Raw genomic sequence first — 18,412 nt, 5'->3', positions numbered from 1 at the left:
GGCAGAGGCATTGTTTTTAATTCCAGGTAAAGCACAACAGCAAGCCGATGGCAAGCTTGTTTCAGGGGCGTTGAGCACGGGTTTGCGCTGGTGGTGCCGGTTTCTCCCGGTCAAACCGGGCCAGCAGCAAGGGAAACACCAGCAGCTCGGCGTAGAAGGCGGCCGCAATGCTGACGGCCGTGAGCAGGCCGAACAGCATCACCGTTTTCAGCGAAGCCAGCGTCATGGCCAAATAACCCACAAACAGCACCCCGCTGGACAGCAGAATGGTGGGCCCCACGTGGGTGATGGTGGCAAAGCGGGCCGCCGCCGGCGCCAGGTTCTGGCGGCGCAGCTGCTGGTAGTGATGCACGAAATGCACCGTATCGTCGGTGCAAAGGCTGAGCACAATGGCGGCAATACTGGCCGTAGCGGTATCCAGGGCAATGCCGGCCCAGCCCATGAGGCCCAGTAGCAAGAGCACCGGCAGCAGGTTGGGTGCCAGCGTGAGCAAAGCCAGCCGGAAGCTGCCCACAAACCACCATACCAGCCCGAATATCACCACCGCCGACCAACCCAGGCTACTGGCTTGGGAGCGGGTCACATAGTCGACGATGCGGGCGTAGAGTGGCTGGTAGCCGGCCGCCCGCACCGTGGCCACGGGCCCCAGCGTGTGGCGCGCCATGCGCAGCAGCACCTCCGATTTCGCCGTGAGCTCCCGCGCCGAGAGCATAGGGCCGGCCACCGTAATGCGGCCCGTACCCGAGGCTTCGTCAATGAACTGCCGGGTGAGCTGGGGGTAGTCGGGGACAAGGCGGGCGTGCACACGGTTGAGCAGGCTTTGGCTGCCCAGGGCCGCCCGTGCCCGGCTGGCGGGCACTACCGTTTCCAGGCCGGCAAGGTAGAGTGTATGGAAGCCTGCCACCCGGCCCACGCCCGCCAAGGTACGGGCCGAGTCTGCAAAAGCCGCTGCCGCCTGTACCACGGCGGCATCGTGCAGGGTGTGGCCGGGGCGGGGCTCCACCAGCAGCTCCAGGGGCATGTAGGCGCCCCAAGTGCGCTGCATGGCCTGGTGGTCCCGCACGGCAGCGTGGTCGTCGGGGAAATAGCCCAACGTGTAGGTGTCGGCCCGCAGCCGCAGCGCTCCAAAGGCGGCCGCCACCGTGAGCACCAATGCCAGGGCCGTGAGCTGGCGCGGGTGGGCATCAACCCAGGTATAGAGCCGGGCCAACCCGCCGGCCGCCTGCATGGTGGCACGCGGGCGACCCTGGTAGCCGGGCAAGAGCAGGACGCCCAGCAGAAACGTGAAAAACAAGCACAGCACAATGCCCAAGGCCGCAAAGCCCCCAAACGTGCGCAGAATGGCCATGGGGCTGGAAACCAGGGCCAGAAAGCCAGCCGCCGTGGTGAGCATAGTGGCCAGGCAGGGCGCCAGCGTGTGGCGTAGGGCCGTCAGGGCCGCCGAGTGGGGCGTCTGGCCGGGCTCGGTGAGCACGAGGTTGCGCTCATTGATGATGTGCAGGGCATCCATAATGCCCAGCAGAATCAGAATCATGGGCAGCAGCACCGTCATCAGGTTGAGGCGGTAGCCCATAGCCCCGTACACGCCGAGGGTGAGGTAGGTAGCCAGCCCCACAATGCCCACCACGTACAGGAGCAGGCGCAGGTTGCGGTACAGCACCAGCAAAGCCAGGAACATCAGCCCGTAGCCCAGCCCCAGAAACCGCCCAAAGTCCTGCTCCGACAGCGCGTTCAGGCCCGCGTAGAGCACGCCCACGCCCCCCAGCCAGTAGTGCCCTTGCGGTAGGTGCCGGGCCGCCACCCCTCGAATCTGCGCCAGAATATCTGCGCGGCGGGCATCGAACGTAGGGCTGGGTTTCAGCTCGATGAGCAGGCGGGTGGTCTGGAAATCGGGCGAGAACAGCTGCTCCCGGAGCGTGGGCAGGCGGTTAAGGTCCTGGCGCACCTGTGCCTCGCTGGTTTGGGCGGAAAGGAGCGGATGCGCCCCCGCCATCAGGCCCCGCCCGGCAATGGTACTCGTGCCCGGCCCCAGCACGGCGGCTACGTCGGGCAGGGCGGTCAGCTCCTGGCTCAGGGCGGACAGGCTGCCCAGGTAGGGCGTCCGCAGCAAACCAGCGGAGTCGTGCACCACCAGCGTCACTACCTCATCGTTGCCGAAGCGGGCCTGGTAGTCGCGGTAGGCGCCCAGGGCCGGGTCGCCTTCCAGAAACCACACTGAAAGGCTGTTGTCGATCTGCACGGCCGTGCGTACGCCGGGAGTAAGTACCACCACCAGCCCAGCTACCAGGGTCAGCAGCCAGAAACGGAAACGGTAGAGGAAATCAATCATCAATGTGAAAGTTGAGTAACAGACGGTCCTGCTGAGCGGAGTCGAAGCATCTCTACCGCTTCGTTGGATGATGCGGACGAAGCGGTAGAGATGCTTCGACAAGCTCAGCAGGACGCGTTAGTGGTGTTTGCGTGCTGCTCACTGACCTCAGCTACCACCGTCGCGCTATTTCCGCAATGATGGACACGTAGCTGCTGAGCATGAACAGGGAGGTCAGCAGCTCGGCCAGCTTGAGGGCCCGGGCCGAGGGGCGGCGCAAGCTCCAGCCGTAGGCTGCCGCCGTAGCGGCGTAGAGCACGGCTACCAGCCAGAAGGGCCAGGCGCGGGCTTCCAGCCGCTGCAGCAGCACGCCCTGCGTAAGCACCCCGGCCAGCAGCACCAGCAGCACCGCCGCCACGGCGCCGCCGTAGCCCAGAGCGCGGGAGTAGGAGTCAAGCCCGGGGCGTTCATCGGCCGGCACTCTGATTTTGCGGGCTATTTCAAAGGACAGGCCCCCAAACACACTCAATAAGGCCAGCAGTCCCAGTGGCGGCGTGAGTAAAGGCGGGGCCGCGTAGGCTGCCCACAGCCAGCCAATGAGCAGGGGCATCACCAGGATGTGGGTGAGGGCGTAGAGCACGAGCCGGGGCCGCAGGTAGGTGGGCACAAAGAACTCGTAACGCATCAGCAGGCTATAGCCCACGGCCAGCGCCCAGCCCACCACGGCCCGCCAGCCCATACCCACCGACCACGCCACTTCCAGCAGCGTACCCAAGGCGGCTACGGCCTGCAGCTGCCCTAGCGTCACACGGCCCTGCTGGAGCACCCGCTCGGGGTGGTGCTCCAGGTCGGTGGCGTAGTCCTTTATTTCATCGAACACCCGCAGCCGGAAAAAGAAGCTGATGGTGGCCGCCACGCCCAGCCACTCTGGCCAGCCCCAGGCCCGCTGAGCCGCCGGCCCGGCCTGCAAAGCCGCCGCCACGCTGTACACGGTGCCAAACAAGATGGCAAACAGCGCCATGTTTACGGGCGGAAACCGCTGCCGCAGATACGCCCCGAAAGCTGGTAGATTCATGAGGGCAAGATGGTGAAGTAACGGAAAGAAAAAGATAAAATGTCCGTCATGCTGAGCTTGTCGAAGCATCTCTACCGCTTCGTTGGATGATGCGGACGAAGCGGTAGAGATGCTTCGACTCCACTCAGCATGACGGTCTTACTTCCCGAACGACAAGCCTCACAGCTCCCGCGCATACAGCGCGTAGTGGGCCGTTTCGTAGGGGAAGCCGTCGGTGAAGTGGCGGGAAAAGTTGTCGGTGCGCATCAGGCAAAAGATGATGTCGTCGTAGTACTCCCGGAACGACACCATCCCGTAGGCACCCAGGTAAGACATCAGGCCCTGCTGGCGGTAGTCGGGGTGCACGCCCACGGTTTTGGCCAGCAGCGTGCGGTGTGGCAGGAGCGGGTAGTGCCGCTGGAAGGTAGCCGGCTCAGTAGCGGGCAGGTTCAGGGGGGCATAGTTGGGGTTGCAGAAGCTCTGGGCCACCAGCTTCCCCGTGCTTCGCTCGCGCAGTAGCACCGAGGTATGCGGGCACAGCTTCTCGGCATAGGTGCGGTTGTAGAGCAGCTTAAACTGCGCCGCCGACACCGGCCGGTAGGCCGGATTGGCCCCGTAAATGGCTTGGACCAACTCAAAAATAGCCGCTTCGTGTTCCTGCCAAACGTCCGGCGTCAGGGGCAAAAACTCAAATGGCACCTGCTGAAGCTGAGCCAGCAGGGCGGCTTTGTTGTCGTACACCGTCGGTACTACTGCGGGCTGCAGCAGGCGGCTTTCGAACGTCAGCGTGGGCGTAAAGCCCAAATCCGTCAGCAGCTCGGCATAGTAGGCAGGGTTTACGGGTTCCGCATCAAATTGCCCCCACGAGGGCGCCGCGCCCAGCCGCAGGCGGTAGCGGTGAAAGGTGGTAAAGCACAGCGGCCCCACCAGCCGGCGGTAGCCGCGCCGCTTGGCCTCGGCCGCCAGCTGGGCAAATGCCTGCTGGTTGAGGGCCGCATCGGGCAGCGTTTCCCAAAGGCCGAAAAAGGCGTCCGCGCCTTCATCAGGGAAAATGCCCAGCAGGCGTAGCGAGGCGTGGTCGGTGTACACCTGTATGGTATGGCGTCCTGCTTCCTCGGCTACCACGGCCGCCAGCACTTCCGGCGACTCTCGAGGTGCGGCGGCTTCAGGGGCATACACCCGCGCCGGAATCTGCCAGAACGACTCGGGGAGCTGGTGGTCATAAGGCAAGCAATACAACATAAGCAAGGGTGCAAGTGGGGTTGATGATCACGCGTCGGCCGCGCAGGCGTCAGACAAAACACGGCGGTTAGTTGGACGGCTGTATTGGCTGGGGGTACATTTTTTCGTCGGTCTGAAAAAGTGTATCCCCCCGGCCGGGTACACTTTTCCAGGTAGGCGTGAAAGTGTACCCGGCCGGGGGGATACACTTTTGCGCTAGTCTGTAAAAGTGTATCCCCCACCACCGGGGCCTCTTCGGGCTATCCAAAAAAGCTTTTGCCAGAGGCTAATACAGGTTAAGGCTGAGAACACGCCGGAGCGACGCAACACGGTGCCCTAAGTAACTGCTGATATGCCGTAGCTACCGAAGCCGCTGTTTCGGGTTGCTGGTTGCTGGTTTCCAGTTGAAAGTCAGGAACAAACCCGAACCAACGGCTTCAGCCCGCCGGCCTGGGTTGTATTCGCAGGGTGCCGGCTTGCCCGTCGAGCACCACGCGCTGCCCGCTTTGCAGCTGCCGCGTGAGGCCAGGCACGTTGATGATGGTAGGAATGCCCAGCTCCCGCAGAATAATGACGGAGTGCGAAAGGGAGGAGCCCTTCTCAATAACTACGGCCTTGCAGGCGGGAAACAAGGTGGCCCAGCCGGGGTCGGTGCGGAGGGCGCACACAATCTTGCCCGCTACGCTGAGGTCGTCTTCGGGGCGCCGCACTACCAGTACTTCGCCCTCTACAATGCCGGGAAAGCAGCCCGTGCCTTGCAACAAGTCATCCGTAGCGGCCAGGGGTGGGGCCATCCGGTGAGGCGAGGCGGGCACCGTTACGCGGGCCGGTACTTCGGCCTGTTCGTAGGCGGCAAACTCCTGTTGCCGCGCTGCTACCACCGCCCGTAAATCGGGGGAAGCAGCTGTTGGGGAACTCAGCCAGATAGTAGCAGGCACGGGTGGCAGCGGAAGAGCAGGGGAGGATAAACCGGCTGGTGCCCCAAGCGCGGCGGTCAATTCATCTTCGGTCAGGTAGAATACGTCTTCGGCACGACCCAAACGGCCTTGCGCAGCCAGCTGGTGGCCGGCGGCTCGATACAGGCTGCGGTACATGCCAAACAGCCGGGTCCGCTCCAGTCGTAGTGCCTCCCGCTGCCGAATAGCATCTTGCAGCCTCTTCAGGGTGCGTGTCAGGGCCCAGCTCTGCAGGCCCCCGCGCTGCCGGAGCAGCTCCGCTATTTCGGCCGTCGCGCCTCCTCCCGCATCCCCATCAGCGGACCCCTTTGCGCTAGTTTTATCAGGGCCCATCAGCAGGTTGCGCAGGTATTGGTAGAAAATAGTTGGGGCCGTGCGCATGGTCGTTGTTTCCAGCTTCAGCTCCCCAACCGTCCGGTCGCCATACTCCGCAATAAAGTCCTGCACGGTGCGGTGAAACGCCGGGTAACGTTGGGCTACTTCCTCCGCTATGGTTGCGGGCCAGGCCCGCACCAGCTCGGTCAGGCCGGGGAAGGTGCGCGCCTCGGCAGCCAGCTTCAGCAAGCGGTGCACGGGCTGCACGCTGGCCAGCTGCTGGTCGGTGGCCAGGTAGCGGCGCAACAGCTCTTCGGGCTCGGCAATGCCCGCTGCCCGTAGGCCGCGCAGGGCCCGCCCGTTATACATCATCACCCGAAAATCGTTGATGATGGGCGTGGTCCAGTGGGCCAGCAGCTCCGTGTCCAGGCAGGTTTTCTCGGCCAGCAGCTCCGCCTGGCTAAGCTGCGCAAGGGGCAGGGAATAGAAACGCTGGTAGGCCGCGGCAAACTGCGTTTGGAACTTCGGCACCCCGCGGCGCAGGCCGGCAAATGCCGCCAGCAGGCGCAGCAGGTTGGCCGCTTGGCGCGGGGCGCTGCGCAGTTGCTCCAGCCGACTGCGGCGCGGGGGCTGCACAAAATCCACTGGTTCCTCTAGCCCCATCATGCGCTCCATATCGGCCTTGTTCTGCTGAAAGGAAGGCAGCAACAGCAGGCCGCGGTACCAGTTGTTGATGTTGTAGTAGATGCGCCCCTGCACCAGGGCCAGCAGCTGCGTCACGACGGGCTCGTGCGCGGCCACTTCCGCGGGTGGTACGCCCAGGGCCTGCATGGTTTGGCGGTATACCGTGGCGTAGGCCCGCCGGGCAAAGCTAAACGTCAGGGGCGTGGTGACCCCGCAGTAGCTTTCCTGGATGTTGGAGTTGTCGAACACCAGCAGCTCTGGAATGGGCTGGGTGATGGGCCGGGCCTGCACCACCCAAAGCGCACTCGCCGTATCCACCACAAACTCCACGTCCTGCGGGGCGCCGAAAGCCGATTCCAGGTGCTGGCCCAGGGCGTGAAGCTGGGTTAGCTCTGTGGGCAGAAGGCTGGGCGTTAGCTGCGCATCAGCCGCTACCGGCTGCGCGGCCAAACCCGATGTGGTGCTGGGAGCCGTGAGCTGCTGGGTTTTTTCGGCCAGTTGCTGGTAGCTGACGGCACCCGTGGTCTTGCGCAGGTAGAACTCATCGGGCTGCTGCGCCCCGCTCACCAGGGCTTCCCCAAACCCCCAGAGGGCGTGGATAGCCATTTCGGGCGGGTACTCGGGCCAGGTGCTGAACAGCACCCCGCTGGTGCGGGCGGCCACTTGTACTTGCACTATCACCCCGGGTAATGCCGCCGGGGGCAGGCCGCGCTGCTGCCGGTAGGCCCGGGCCCGCGCCGAGTAAGCACTGGCCGCGCACTCCGCCACCGCCGCCCACACGGCCTCCTCCGTGGTCAGGTTTAGAAAGGAATCCATCAGGCCGGCAAACGAGTTGCCGGCGCCATCTTCATCTACTACCGAGGAACGAACCACCACGGGTCGGGCCGGGAACCCCCAGGCAGCTAGCACCTGTTGTAGCGCCGCCCTTTCGGCGTCAGTTGGTTGAAACGCGCCTAAGGCCCGCTGACGCTTATCCAGGTCGGCGTCGATGGTAGCGGGTAAGTGGGCAAGGAGCGGGGCAAAGGTTTCGGCCGGCAGCACGGCAAAGCCGGGTACCGCCACGCCCGCAGCCCGCAACTGGTACAGGCCGTGGGCTTTGCCACCTACAGCGTAGGAGCCAGGATAAGTGGTTTCGGTCAGGAGCATGAGGCCAGTTCCGGCAGCCAGGGGCGCAGCTGCGTGAGCGTATCAAAGTAGCTGTCGACCACCCGCGGCAGAAACGGGTAGGGACTCACCGCATGGGCCATCAAGTACATGCCCAGGCGGTGCAGCCCGAAGTCGAAAGCCGCCAGGCCGGTAATTCGGCGGAAATGGTCGGCGTCGGCGAACTGCTGGGTGCGGGCGTGCAGCTGCTGGCGGTAAAACTCTAGATAGTCGAGGCGCTGGGCGTAGCGTTCCGGGGTCAGCACAAAGCAAAGCAGCTCCACCACGTCGTACACGGGCACGTGGTAGGTGGCCAGCTCCCAGTCGTAAGCGCAAAGCTGCAGGCCCGCGGCGGTTTGCCGGAAGCAAGTGTTGCGCGGATTCAAATCGTTATGCACCAGGGTGCGGGGCGCGGCCGCCAGCTCCGGCCAGTACAAGGGCAGGGCATCGAGGGCTGCCTGGAGCTGGGCAGTGCGGGCGGGCGGGTACAGCTCGGGGAGGTGCGAGGCTGCATTGGTCAGCAGGGCTTGCCAGAGAGGGCGCTGGGCCAGCATATAGTCCAGGGTAGGGGCATCAGCCCAGGGCAGCGGAGCGCCGGCCGGCAGCAGGTGCCCGGCATGCCATTCGGCTAGCTGGCTTAGCGCTGCCCGCAGGTGCGCGTCGGTCCACTGCTCCGGGTGCATCACGGAGTTCATCAGCTGCAGGTCCTTGCCCAGGTGCTCCATCAGAATGGCGTACACCCCCGTGGCCTCGTCCTGGTGTAGGCCGCGGATCCGGGGCATCAGCCCGGCTTGCGGCTGCGCATACACCGTCAGCTCCCGGTGGTGGGTGTTGGCAAACCCCGTCTGCAGCATGTGCGCCGGATATACCGCGCCCAGCTCGCCCCCGCAGGCCGTAGCCAGGCTCTGCAGCATGGCCGATATTTCAGCCCCCGGAGGCTTGAGCTTCAATACCAGGTTTTCGGTTTGCTCGCCAGCCGGGCTACTATACCGTACGCGCAACCCGTAGTGGCCAATGGGCCGCTCGCTCTGTCCGGCCGTCAGCACGGCCAGAATGCTGGCGGAGTTATCCAAGGCAAATGGCTCTACCGCCAGCACCTGTGCCGAATGCAGGGTAGTGCGCAGCAGCCGCTCCAGGTAAGCCGGGGCAAAATAGTCAGCGGTTTTCATAGGGCAGAAAGCGAAGTAAAGGCCGAGTAGCCACCTACCGTAGCCAGCACGCTGGCCGCGGCAAACTCCAGGGCGCGGGCATCGGGCAGGTAAAAGCAGGCATTAGGAGAGGGCGCCACCGGCTCCGGGCTGGCTTCCAGCGGCAGGCCACCGTGGCCTGGGTCGCCCTGGGTTTGCAGCAGGTTCCAGTACACCAGCCGGAGCTTGCCGCGGTTGCGCAGGGCCCGCAGGGCATCGGCAAATTCAACCGGACTCACGTACTCGAAGATGTTGGACAGGCTGGCTTTGGTAATGGCCCGGCCGGCCGGGCTCAGCAGGTAGGCCACGGCCTCGCCGGACTGGAGCTGCAGGTAAGGCAGACGCGCCCGGAGCCGGGTGAAGTTCTTTTCCTGGTAGCAGATCGGCAGAATATGCTCCGGCAGGTGCTCAGGCCCGAAAAAGAAAAAGCGGAAAAAGAAGTTGTCGGCCAGCAGCTCCGTGGCTACCTGACGCCGCAGCCGCTGGTAGAAGGCCGCCCCCCCCGATTCCTCGGCGTAGCGGAACAGGCGCGGGTCGCGGCCCCGGCTCAGATTGGCTTCGTCGAAGTAGGTCTCAAACTGGCTTTGGAACGCGGTGCCGTGCAGATGGGCGGCGAAGTAGGCGCGTTGGGCTTCCACGGTAGCGCAGCCAAGCAAAGCCCGCACATGCTGCTGCAGGCTTGCCGGCAGGGTAGGCAGAAAGCCATGCAGGTACATTTCCAGCTTGCCCGCCGAGAGCAGTCCGTGCGGGTGCTGGGTTAGCTGGGCATCCCAGTAGCGGCGTAAGTCGGAGGGTAGCTGCGGGGCTATGTGGGCCCAGGTGCGGGCTACGGCCGTGGGGCCGTCCAGTCCCAGGAGGGCGCGCAGCACTGCGTGGGGGAAGTGGCGGATCAGGTAAACCTTGAACTCCAGCAGGGCATTTTGCACCGGGTTCAGGTCGATGGCCGTTACGCAGCGCACTTCGCTCAGCAGGACGTTCAGGGCATTGCAGCCCGCCGAGGTAATAACCAGCACCTCGTCGGTGGGCTGCAGCTGCAGGGCTGCCGCCAGGGTAGCGTGGCTTTCCCAGACCACCGAATAGCGAATCTGGTCGAGGGCGACGTGGTGAAACTCGGAGTGCATAGGTTTAGCGTAAGGCGGCGTAACGAACTTTCGACAAATGACGGTTATCCAGGGGCAAGTGCGCCCGGAAATGAACGTGCGCGCACAGCCCCGGCGGAAACTCCGCTTCCAGGGCAGCGCGCACGGCTGCTTCGGTGGCCGCGCCCTGCACGTACACGGCAAAACCCTGGCCGTAGGGCTTGGCCGCCACTTGCTCTACTCCCGACAGGTGCTGCAACACGTGCTCTACCTGGTAGTGCTGCACGCCCCGCACCACCTCCGCGTTGCCTTGCCGGCCCGTCAGCCAAAGATGGTTCTGCTCATCGAAGTACCCAAAGTCGCCGGTGGCCAGCCAGCCTGCCGCCGCCACGTGGGCCCCGCGCACCAGGATTTCGCCTGCTTCAACGGTGCGCCCCTCCGGCAGCAGCAACTGCCCGCAGGGCCGTAGCTGGCAGTCGAGGCCCGCTACCACGGGGCCCACGTAGTAACCCGCCCGCGGGCTGGCGGAAGCGTCTTCGGCCGCACGCACGGCAATGGGCTCGGCTTCTGAAGAGCCATAAATGCCGTAGATGGTGGCATGAGGAAAGCAGATTTTTAGGGACTGCAGCAGCCATTCCGGCACGGGGGAGCCGCCAATGCCCACCGCTTTCACGTGGGGAAGCGCCTGGCGCTGCTGACTCAGCAAGCGCCCCAGGCTTCTAAAGTAGAATACGTTGCCCGTAAGCGTCTCAACCTGCTCGTCCTGCAACTGCTGCACCACTTTCTCCGGTCGGAACTGGCTTAGCTGCCCCCAGGGAATATCCGGCAGGATGCTCACGGCGCCCACAGCCAGGTTGTGCAGCAGTACGTTGGGAAACAAGGGAAAATCCCGTTGCCCCAGCCAGGGCGGAAACACCGCTTTCAGCACCGTGTGCTGGGCAGTGAGCACACGGTGGCTGCGCCGGATGGCCTTGGCCTGCCCCGTAGAGCCGGAGGAGTGAGACACCAGTGCAGCTTGGTCGGCCGGTACGGCCACGGGCTGCTCCAGGAAAGTCAGACTAGCTGTGACGGAAGAAGGGCGTAGTGCCCGCACGCCCACTAGCCGCAGCAGCCAGCCATAACGACGCGCTGCCGCCTCACTAACCGCGGCCGTCCGGATCTGATGGTAGCGCAGCAGCTTCACTAGCTGCCAGGGCGAGACGGCAGCGGGCGGCAGCACGGGAATGGCACCATGCGCCATCACCCCCAGCAGGGCGGCTACCAGCTCGAGGCTCACCGGTACAGCTACCAGCACGGCTGCACCACTGCGCACGCCCTGCGCTGCCAACTGCTGCCGAAAGCCAGCCACGGCCCGTAGCAGCTCCTGCCCCGTATAGCGCCGCGGCGGGCCAGCGGGCTGGGGCCACACCAGGCACACCTGCTCCGGGTTCCGGAGCAGATTTTCATACAGGGCCTGGCAGAAGTTGGTAGTCATACAGCGTAGCGAAAGGCCGGAGAAGCCTTATGCCAAAGCTGCACAAATCACCGCACAACCCGACCACGAATCGGTGGGAAAATCAGACATTTCAATGCCGGCTCACCGCTACCCGGGAATAGAAAAAATCAAAGCTGTTAAAAAGGGCCTCTGCGCGGAAAACCGCTTTTTCAGACACGAAAGAAGCAGCTCTTTCCCAGAGACGAATAGGCCTTGCGCGTAAAGGCCGTGGTGCTAAACCAGACTTTTACTTGGGGCTAAAGCGCTGCCCAAAAAAGTCGTTGGCATTCCAGGTGGGCCGCTGCGCGTCATTGGCTACCAGGTACCCGATCAGAAAATTCAGCTGCACGTACTTTTTGCCCGCCTCGAAGTCGAACAGGCCGTTGATGTCGTCCTGGGGTTTGTGGTAGGTAACCGCGCGCCACTTCTGCACCAGTTCGCTCAGGTTGTTACGCCCGTCGGCGGTGCGGTTGCCATATTTGATGTGCAGGGCCGGGATGCCCTGCATCACGAAGCTGTATTGATCGGAGCGGATAAAGCGGTTTTGTTCAGGCTCGGGGTCGGCCTCCACGGTGAGGCCCAGCGCCCCGGCCGCCTGCGCCACGGGCCCGGCCAGCGACGAGTGCTGAGCCCCCAGCGGCACCACCGACAGCAGCGGGGCAATGATGGTGGGCATATCGGTGTTCACGTCGGCCACAATGCTGGCTTTGGGCACGGTGGGGTGGGAAGCAAAGTAGGCCGAGCCCAGAAGACCAAGCTCCTCCCCGGTTTGCAGCACCAGCAGAATGCTACGCTTGGGCTTTTGCTTGAGCCGCGAGTACGTGCGGGCAATTTCCAGCACCGAAGCCACGCCCGAGGCGTTATCATGGGCGCCATTATAGATGGAGTCGCCCTGGACGGGGGTGGCCACGCCCAGGTGGTCGAGGTGGGCGGAATGTACCACATACTCCCGGCGCAGGCGCTTATCACTTCCTCGAATCTGGCCAACCACGTTGTAGGAGTCGAAATCCCGGTAGGTGGTGGCGAAGCGGGCTTGCATTCGCACGGGCAGGGCCACGGGCGCCGGCCGGCTTTGGCGCAAAGCGGCCAGCACCTGGCTGGTATCGGTAGCCGCGGTGCGCAGCAGGTTTTGCAGCACATCGGCGCTGACGCTGGCCACGAGCTGCAAGGCCCCGCCGGGTAAGAAAGTGCGGGAGGCCGCCACCTGGCTTTGCGCATCCAACACGCTGTAGGCGCCCCGCTGCAGGTTAGACACTTTGGCTTTCGGGTTGGTAGTAGCCACCACCACGCCCACCGCCCCGTGCTCGGCCGCGTTTTGCATGATTAGCAGCAGGTCCTGGCTGGCGGCGGCTACGGTGGAGGGGAAGGAGCGGGGCGCGCCGCGCAGCACCACCACCAGCTTGCCTTTCACATCGAGGCCGGCATAGTCGTCGTACTGCAGGGCGGGGGCCGTAATGCCGTAGCCGGCAAAGGCCAGGGGGGCCTCCACCTGCACACTGGGCGCGGCGGGGTTGGGGTAAAAAACGTAGTCCTGGCCAGCGGTAAGCGGCGTATTTCCTTGCCCGCTTGTCTGGAGGCTAAGCGTATTGCCGGCCTGCACCACGGCCCGGCGCAGGCGCACCCGCTGCACAAACGAGCCTTTGTCGCCGGCGGGCTTCACGCCGAAGGATTTCAGCTGCTGGGTAACGTAGTCGACGGCCAGCTGGTAGCCGGGCGTGCCGGGCTGGCGGCCCTGCAGCCGGTCATCGGCCAGAAACTGAATATGGGCTTTGATAGCGGCCGGCTCTACCTGCTCCAGGGCGGTAGTAACGGCGGGGGCAGGCTGGTACGACTGCGCCGCGGCGGGTAGGGCCAGCAGGAGGCTGCCCGCCAGCGCACGAAGGGAAAAAGAGAAATCAGGCATAAGCAACGAGAGCGAGTGGGGTCGAAATTAGCACCAAACGCCCTAATGCCCTGTCTACCCCAGCTAGCCACCAGGCTTCGCGGCGGGCCGCAGCGATACGCTAGTGAGGGCGGAGTACCTGCTGCTCCAGCTTTTGCAGAATCTGCTCGATGCGGTGGGCAAAGCCGTCAATCTGCTCGAGGCCGGCGCGGGCTTCTTCCAGCTGCCCGCGCTGGTACTGGCGCACCAGGGCCTGCCCTACCTCCAGCATCTGGCTGATGGCGCGCTCCAGCTCCCGGGTTTCGGGCAACAGGCCGTAGGTGGGCTTGATAGTGGCGTCGAGCCACTGCGCCAGCGGGTTGTCGCGGAGGGAGAAAAGCGTGGGCTCGGCTTCGCGCACCCCATACAGGACCGAGCGCAGCCGCGACTTAAACAGCACCTGCTTAATGCGGGCCTGTTGAAAATCCAGACTGGTTAAGTCCATAGAGGGAGGGGCGAAATACGGAAGGATCCGGAAGTGGGACGGTGGTCGGGCATCGGGTTACTGCGCAGCGGGGGCAGAACCTTCCAGCGCCCGACGGGCTTCCACCAGGTCCGTTACGTCGTAGGCAAATACCGTAATACCGGCCTTCTCGTGGTTTTCCTGGAATAGTTGATACGTGAAGTTAAGGTAGCTGCGCTGCAGGCGGCCGCTGCCGTCGCGGTCCAGCATGATTTCTATTTCGTTGCCCACGAAGGTTTCCCCCGTAGTATATACCCCGTCGAGAAGCCCAATGAACCCCTGCTCCACGACTTCGGGCAGGGCTTCGGCTACCGTGAGACCAACCAGCTGGCGGTGGGGGAACAGCGCCTGGTAAGGCGGGTTCACGAACTCGAACCGGTGCTGGGGCCCGCGCAGAATGCAGATAAGCGCGGGCGTCTGCATAAACAGGTTGTAGAATGTTTCGCGCTGCTGCTCAGCCAGCTGATAGGCCTGGTAAGCCTGTTCGGAGAGGAGGGCCTGCTGCTCGTTGGTATCCAGCAGCTCCTGCACCATTTGCTTCTGGTCCTGAATGTCGGTGCCGCCGCCCACCCACATGGTAATCTGGCCCTGGGCATCGAGGCGGGGCAGCCCGCGCATCAGCACCCAGCGGTACTGGCCGTCGTGGCGGCGCAGGCGGTACTCTACCTGGTAGGGCTGGCCGCTTTGCACGCATTCCTGCCAGCGCTGCGTCACGCGCGCCCGGTCGTCGGGGTGTACACCCTGCAGCCACTGGCCCTCCAGCTCGGCACCCAGCTCTTTGCCCGTAAACTGCAGCCAGCGCGTATTGAAGTAGTCCCGGGTGCCATCGGGCCGGGCCGTCCATACCAGAATGGGCATGGACTCCAGCACAAAGCGCATACGATCCTGCTGCTCGGCAAGCTCGCGCCGCACTTTCTCCGCCGCCAGCCGGGCCTGGTACTTTTCCGTCACGTCCTGGGTGCGCTGCAGAATAAACTGCAGCTGCCCTTGCTCATCCAGGATGGGGTAGTGAGTGGCTTCCCAATATAGCTCTTCCAGCCCGCCACCCTGGCTTTCGGGCCGCTGCAGGTCGTAGCGGATCAGGGGCATGGTGTGCGGCTCCCGGTGCTGGCGCACGTGTTCGTGCGATTCGCGGATGGTATTGGCCGAGGCTTCATCGGTAGCCGGATAGGCCTCAAAGAAAGGTACCCCCACCACTTCGGCCCGGCTTTTCATCGACACCGCCACATGGCGGTCGGTGTTGTCGAGGATGGTGGCGTCGGCGTCGGGGGCAATCAGCAGGAAGTTGTCGGGCAGGGCGTGAAACAGCTGCTGGTAATCAACCGGGAAGTTGGGCGTAGGCATAAGCAGGAAGCAGGGCAGAGCCAAGCCCCGGGGCGGGGGCGGCAGGAAAACAAAACTACGGGCAAACAAGGAGAAAAAAACGGCCCCACCGACATTTGTCGGGCTACAGGCCGGCGCCGCCGGGAGCTAGGGCCGCACCATGTGCAGGTGCGGAATGCCGTCTTCCAGGTAGCCCTCGCCCACCTGCCGAAAGCCGAAGTCTTCGTAGAACTGCTGCAGATACTGCTGGGCCCCGATCTGGATAGGCTGCGGCCCAAACTGCGCGGCCACGGTGGCCAGGGCTTCCTGCAGCAGTTGCCGGCCCAGGCCGTAGCGCCGGAACCTCGGGCTGACTACCACCCGCCCGATGCTGGCCTCGGGGTAGCTGATGCCCGGCCCGAACAGGCGGGCGTAGGCGGCCAACTCCCCGCCCTCGGTATAGCCCAGCAAGTGCCAGGCGGCCTGGTCTTGCCCATCAATGTCCTGGAACGCGCAGGTTTGCTCTACGACAAACACTTCGGAGCGCAGTTGCAGCAGGGCGTAGAGTTCGGAGAGGGTGAGGGCAGGGAAGGGCTTATGGGTCCAGGTCAGCGTCATGGGCAGGAAAACAGGAGGGGCGAAGGTACGGGAACGGGGGTGCCGGTGCTACTCCTCCTCCGGGAACTGCCCCATGCCGCCGCTTTCGAAGTCGGCAATGGCCTGTACCAGCTCCTGGTTGGTGTTCATTACGAAGGGACCGTAGGTAGCCAGGGGCTCCTCAATGGGCGCGCCGGCCAGCACCAGCAGCACCGTGTCTTCCGTAGCGGTGAAGGGCACCTCGGGGGAGTTCCAGCCGAAAACCACCAGCTGCTTGCTGCCGGCCGTACGCCCATCGGCCAGCTGAACCTGCCCGCGCACCACGTAGAACCCTACGTTGTACTCGGCGGGCAGGCAGATGGTCGTTTCGGCCCCGGCGGGCACATGTACATCCAGCAGAGTGATGGGCGAAAACGTTTCGGCGGGCCCCGTAACGCCTTCGTATTCACCGGCCACCACCCGGATGCGGCCCCGGCCCTCGGCGGCGGGCACCTCGGGAATGGCCGCCGCCCGGATGTTCTGGTAGCGGGGCGGGGCCAGCTTGTCCTTCCTGGGCACGTTCACCCACAGCTGCAGCAGCTCCAGGGTACCGCCCCGGCGGGCAAACGCCCGCTCGTGGCGCTCCTCGTGCAAGAGGCCCGCCCCGGCCGTCATCCACTGCACGTCGCCGGGGCCGAGGGTGCCGCTGTGCCCGGCCGTGTCGCGGTGGGCCAGGGCGCCTTCGTACACCACCGTCACCGTTTCGAAGCCGCGGTGGGGGTGGGGTGGGGTGCCCAGCGGAGCCTCGGTGGGCGCCACCGGCATGGGGCCGGTGTGGTCGATGAGCAGGTAGGGGCTGAGCTGGCGGATGCGCGGCCCGGGCATGGGGCTGGTCACATCGAAGCCGTCGCCCACGGCTTTCTTATTACCATTAATAATCTGAAAGATGCGGCGGCCGGGATGCGTAGGAGGCATAGGGCGAAAGAGAAGATTTGTGCTGAACAGAATGTCATTCCGAGCGAAGCCGAGAATGACGTTCTTCTGTATGAGGGTCTATACCATCCCTCTAACCCATTTTGCCACCCGGGGGTTTGGCCTAGAGCTTGCGGATGTTGAACAGTTAGTCCGTCCTATGTTATCGGCTTCTCTCTGTTAGTTACACCGTACTGGGGCCGTTAGTTGTCCTCGGAGGACAAATAGATAGGTTCTGCAGACACCTGGGTTTCCTCCGCGGACAACCCGTTGGCTTCGCTGGACAACTCGTTGACTTTTCAGGATAACAGGACGGCACGTTGAGGGAATAGCTAGGATTGGCGTAGTTTGGACAGCTCAAGCAAAGGCGCCGCCGAAAGAACCAGAAACTACCTGAGGAAAATCCACCCATGTCCGTTTATCGAAAAGCCGAGCATACCCTGAAATGGCTGGCGTACTATCAGATTATTGGTGGGGTGCTAGGGATTGGTCTGATGTTCTGGCTGATGGTGCTGAGTGGCTACCTCACGGGCGGCTCGCTCCTGGCACTGGCCGTAGGATTTGGCTTACACAGCTACTCTATCTACTGCGGTCAGCAGCTGCTGAAAGGCCACACGGAGAAAGGACTTCAACTTTCCATGCTCAATCAGGCCCTGCAGGTGATTAGTTTTAGCGTGGTGGGCTTTGGGCTGGAATATGTTGCCGGCGTGAGCGTCTTACTAGGGGCTGATTTTACGGCAGAAACCAAGAGCATTATATCAGCGTCTGTCTCAAGCTATCAGGTAAATTTCAATAGCAGTGGAGAGGAAACCCGGCTTAGCGTCAACCTGGTAGCGCTCTACATAATGCGCACCATTGCTGCTATTCAGAAAAAAGCAGCGCAGGCGGCAGAAGTAGCGGGGTATGCGGCCCAACAGCATGCACCCCACTAAGACAGTCGGCCGCAAAACAGCCTGCGAGCTTTGGCTTAGCGGGGTGCTACTTGCCCTGAGCGCCGCCCTCCCCGCCTGCACCCCGCCCGACTCTACTGACGCCAGCCAGTTCATCAGCTACACGGTGAACCCGCGGCGGCAGACGCTGCGCCTGTACTGGCGGGATGAGCAGGGCCAGCCCCTGCGCAGCCTCGGCCGCTTACGCGACTGGCTGATGGGCCGGGGGCAGCGCCTCGTGTTTGCCTGCAACGGGGGCATGTACCGCACCGGCCCGGTGCCCCTGGGGCTGTTCATCGAAGACGGCCGGCAGCGCACCCCCTTGGATACCACGCGCGGCATCGGCAACTTTTATCTTCAGCCCAACGGCGTGTTCTACCTCACCCGCGCCGGACAAGCCGGTATTGTGCCCACCGCCGCGTTTCGGGTGGGGCCGCAGGTGCAATATGCCACCCAGTCGGGGCCCATGCTGGTGCGGGACGGGCAGCTGCACCCGGCGTTTCGGCCCGGCTCCCAGAACCGCCAGATTCGCAACGGCGTGGGGCTGCTGCCCGACGGGCGCGTGCTGCTGGTGCTGTCGAGGCAGGAAATCAACTTCTACGACTTCGCCCGCTACTTCCAGCGCCAGGGCTGCCGTCAGGCCCTGTACCTGGACGGGTTCGTGTCGCGCACCTACCTGCCCGCCCAGGGCTGGGAGCAGGTGGATGGAGATTTTGGGGTGATGCTAGGGGTGGTTGCTGATTAGTTGTTGCTGGTTGCTGGTTGCCAGGAATAGAGAATAGCAGAACGTCATGCAGAGCGCAGCGAAGTATCTCGCGTGCTGATGTT

14 protein-coding genes are annotated in these 18,412 nt (G+C 63.9%); 2 read left to right on the top strand and 12 right to left on the bottom strand.

The genetic code is table 11. The features are described 5' to 3' along the window. Nucleotides 1-61: 61 nt before the first annotated feature. The 12 genes from HER32_RS04805 to HER32_RS04750 all read right to left on the bottom strand — a co-directional run bounded on the left by HER32_RS04805 (nt 62) and on the right by HER32_RS04750 (nt 16,658). Nucleotides 62-2,329: an efflux RND transporter permease subunit gene (locus HER32_RS04805; RefSeq protein ID WP_168680933.1), complete on the bottom strand. Its 2,268-nt coding sequence runs from the start codon at nt 2,327-2,329 to the stop codon at nt 62-64. Nucleotides 2,330-2,480: 151 nt separating this feature from the next. After that, on the bottom strand, nt 2,481-3,383 hold the full coding sequence (locus HER32_RS04800) for a hypothetical protein (protein ID WP_149071899.1): 903 nt from the start codon (nt 3,381-3,383) through the stop codon (nt 2,481-2,483). A 159-nt stretch (nt 3,384-3,542) separates the two neighbouring features. Then, the gene (locus HER32_RS04795) at nt 3,543-4,592 is read right to left on the bottom strand and encodes a hypothetical protein (RefSeq protein ID WP_168680931.1); all 1,050 of its coding nucleotides are present in this window, start codon (nt 4,590-4,592) and stop codon (nt 3,543-3,545) included. 428 nt (nt 4,593-5,020) lie between these two features. After that, nucleotides 5,021-7,684: a PEP/pyruvate-binding domain-containing protein gene (locus HER32_RS04790; RefSeq protein ID WP_168680929.1), complete on the bottom strand. Its 2,664-nt coding sequence runs from the start codon at nt 7,682-7,684 to the stop codon at nt 5,021-5,023. Next, on the bottom strand, nt 7,675-8,850 hold the full coding sequence (locus HER32_RS04785) for an aminoglycoside phosphotransferase family protein (RefSeq protein WP_168680928.1): 1,176 nt from the start codon (nt 8,848-8,850) through the stop codon (nt 7,675-7,677). The genes HER32_RS04790 and HER32_RS04785 overlap by 10 nt, the downstream gene beginning before the upstream one ends. Further along, entirely contained in the window at nt 8,847-9,989 is a 1,143-nt protein-coding gene (locus HER32_RS04780) for a DUF3419 family protein (protein ID WP_168680926.1), read from the bottom strand. The genes HER32_RS04785 and HER32_RS04780 overlap by 4 nt, the downstream gene beginning before the upstream one ends. Nucleotides 9,990-9,993: 4 nt before the next feature. Continuing rightward, nucleotides 9,994-11,421, bottom strand: coding sequence for an AMP-binding protein (locus HER32_RS04775; protein ID WP_168680924.1), 1,428 nt, complete (start codon nt 11,419-11,421; stop codon nt 9,994-9,996). Between the two features lie 247 nt (nt 11,422-11,668). Continuing rightward, a complete protein-coding gene (locus HER32_RS04770; RefSeq protein ID WP_168680923.1) occupies nt 11,669-13,324 on the bottom strand; it encodes a M28 family peptidase in 1,656 nt (551 codons plus the stop codon). 100 nt (nt 13,325-13,424) lie between these two features. After that, nucleotides 13,425-13,787: a hypothetical protein gene (locus HER32_RS04765; RefSeq protein ID WP_168680921.1), complete on the bottom strand. Its 363-nt coding sequence runs from the start codon at nt 13,785-13,787 to the stop codon at nt 13,425-13,427. Nucleotides 13,788-13,844: 57 nt separating this feature from the next. Beyond that, nucleotides 13,845-15,149, bottom strand: coding sequence for a PAS domain-containing protein (locus HER32_RS04760; RefSeq protein ID WP_168680919.1), 1,305 nt, complete (start codon nt 15,147-15,149; stop codon nt 13,845-13,847). Between the two features lie 126 nt (nt 15,150-15,275). Beyond that, the gene (locus HER32_RS04755) at nt 15,276-15,725 is read right to left on the bottom strand and encodes a GNAT family N-acetyltransferase (RefSeq protein WP_168680917.1); all 450 of its coding nucleotides are present in this window, start codon (nt 15,723-15,725) and stop codon (nt 15,276-15,278) included. A 48-nt stretch (nt 15,726-15,773) separates the two neighbouring features. After that, complete coding sequence (locus HER32_RS04750; protein ID WP_168680915.1) at nt 15,774-16,658, bottom strand: pirin family protein; 885 nt, start codon at nt 16,656-16,658, stop codon at nt 15,774-15,776. A 407-nt stretch (nt 16,659-17,065) separates the two neighbouring features. On the opposite strand from HER32_RS04750, the gene HER32_RS04745 reads away from it, so the two are divergent. Together HER32_RS04745 and HER32_RS04740 are read left to right on the top strand one after the other, a co-directional pair. Further along, entirely contained in the window at nt 17,066-17,587 is a 522-nt protein-coding gene (locus HER32_RS04745; protein WP_168680913.1) for a hypothetical protein, read from the top strand. Then, nucleotides 17,574-18,329 (top strand): phosphodiester glycosidase family protein, encoded by a 756-nt coding sequence (locus tag HER32_RS04740; protein ID WP_168680912.1) that lies wholly within the window; start codon nt 17,574-17,576, stop codon nt 18,327-18,329. The genes HER32_RS04745 and HER32_RS04740 overlap by 14 nt, the downstream gene beginning before the upstream one ends. Nucleotides 18,330-18,412 lie beyond the last annotated feature (83 nt).

The organism is Hymenobacter sp. BT18 (genome assembly GCF_012273015.1).
In the GTDB taxonomy this organism is placed as follows: Bacteria; Bacteroidota; Bacteroidia; order Cytophagales; family Hymenobacteraceae; genus Hymenobacter; species Hymenobacter lutimineralis.
The sequence above is the reverse complement of the archived record's forward strand: the minus strand, read 5'-3'. Positions and strand labels throughout refer to the sequence as shown.

What these genes read in the sequence shown, in the direction of transcription:
- HER32_RS04805 (WP_168680933.1), bottom strand. Translation starts at nt 2,329, where the DNA reads ATGATTGATTTCCTCTACCGTTTCCGTTTCTGGCTGCTGACCCTGGTA.
- HER32_RS04765 (WP_168680921.1), bottom strand. Translation starts at nt 13,787, where the DNA reads ATGGACTTAACCAGTCTGGATTTTCAACAGGCCCGCATTAAGCAGGTG.
- HER32_RS04750 (WP_168680915.1), bottom strand. Translation starts at nt 16,658, where the DNA reads ATGCCTCCTACGCATCCCGGCCGCCGCATCTTTCAGATTATTAATGGT.
- HER32_RS04770 (WP_168680923.1), bottom strand. Translation starts at nt 13,324, where the DNA reads ATGCCTGATTTCTCTTTTTCCCTTCGTGCGCTGGCGGGCAGCCTCCTG.
- HER32_RS04745 (WP_168680913.1), top strand. Translation starts at nt 17,066, where the DNA reads ATGTCCGTTTATCGAAAAGCCGAGCATACCCTGAAATGGCTGGCGTAC.
- HER32_RS04755 (WP_168680917.1), bottom strand. Translation starts at nt 15,725, where the DNA reads ATGACGCTGACCTGGACCCATAAGCCCTTCCCTGCCCTCACCCTCTCC.
- HER32_RS04785 (WP_168680928.1), bottom strand. Translation starts at nt 8,850, where the DNA reads ATGAAAACCGCTGACTATTTTGCCCCGGCTTACCTGGAGCGGCTGCTG.
- HER32_RS04775 (WP_168680924.1), bottom strand. Translation starts at nt 11,421, where the DNA reads ATGACTACCAACTTCTGCCAGGCCCTGTATGAAAATCTGCTCCGGAAC.
- HER32_RS04800 (WP_149071899.1), bottom strand. Translation starts at nt 3,383, where the DNA reads ATGAATCTACCAGCTTTCGGGGCGTATCTGCGGCAGCGGTTTCCGCCC.
- HER32_RS04790 (WP_168680929.1), bottom strand. Translation starts at nt 7,684, where the DNA reads ATGCTCCTGACCGAAACCACTTATCCTGGCTCCTACGCTGTAGGTGGC.
- HER32_RS04760 (WP_168680919.1), bottom strand. Translation starts at nt 15,149, where the DNA reads ATGCCTACGCCCAACTTCCCGGTTGATTACCAGCAGCTGTTTCACGCC.
- HER32_RS04740 (WP_168680912.1), top strand. Translation starts at nt 17,574, where the DNA reads ATGCACCCCACTAAGACAGTCGGCCGCAAAACAGCCTGCGAGCTTTGG.
- HER32_RS04780 (WP_168680926.1), bottom strand. Translation starts at nt 9,989, where the DNA reads ATGCACTCCGAGTTTCACCACGTCGCCCTCGACCAGATTCGCTATTCG.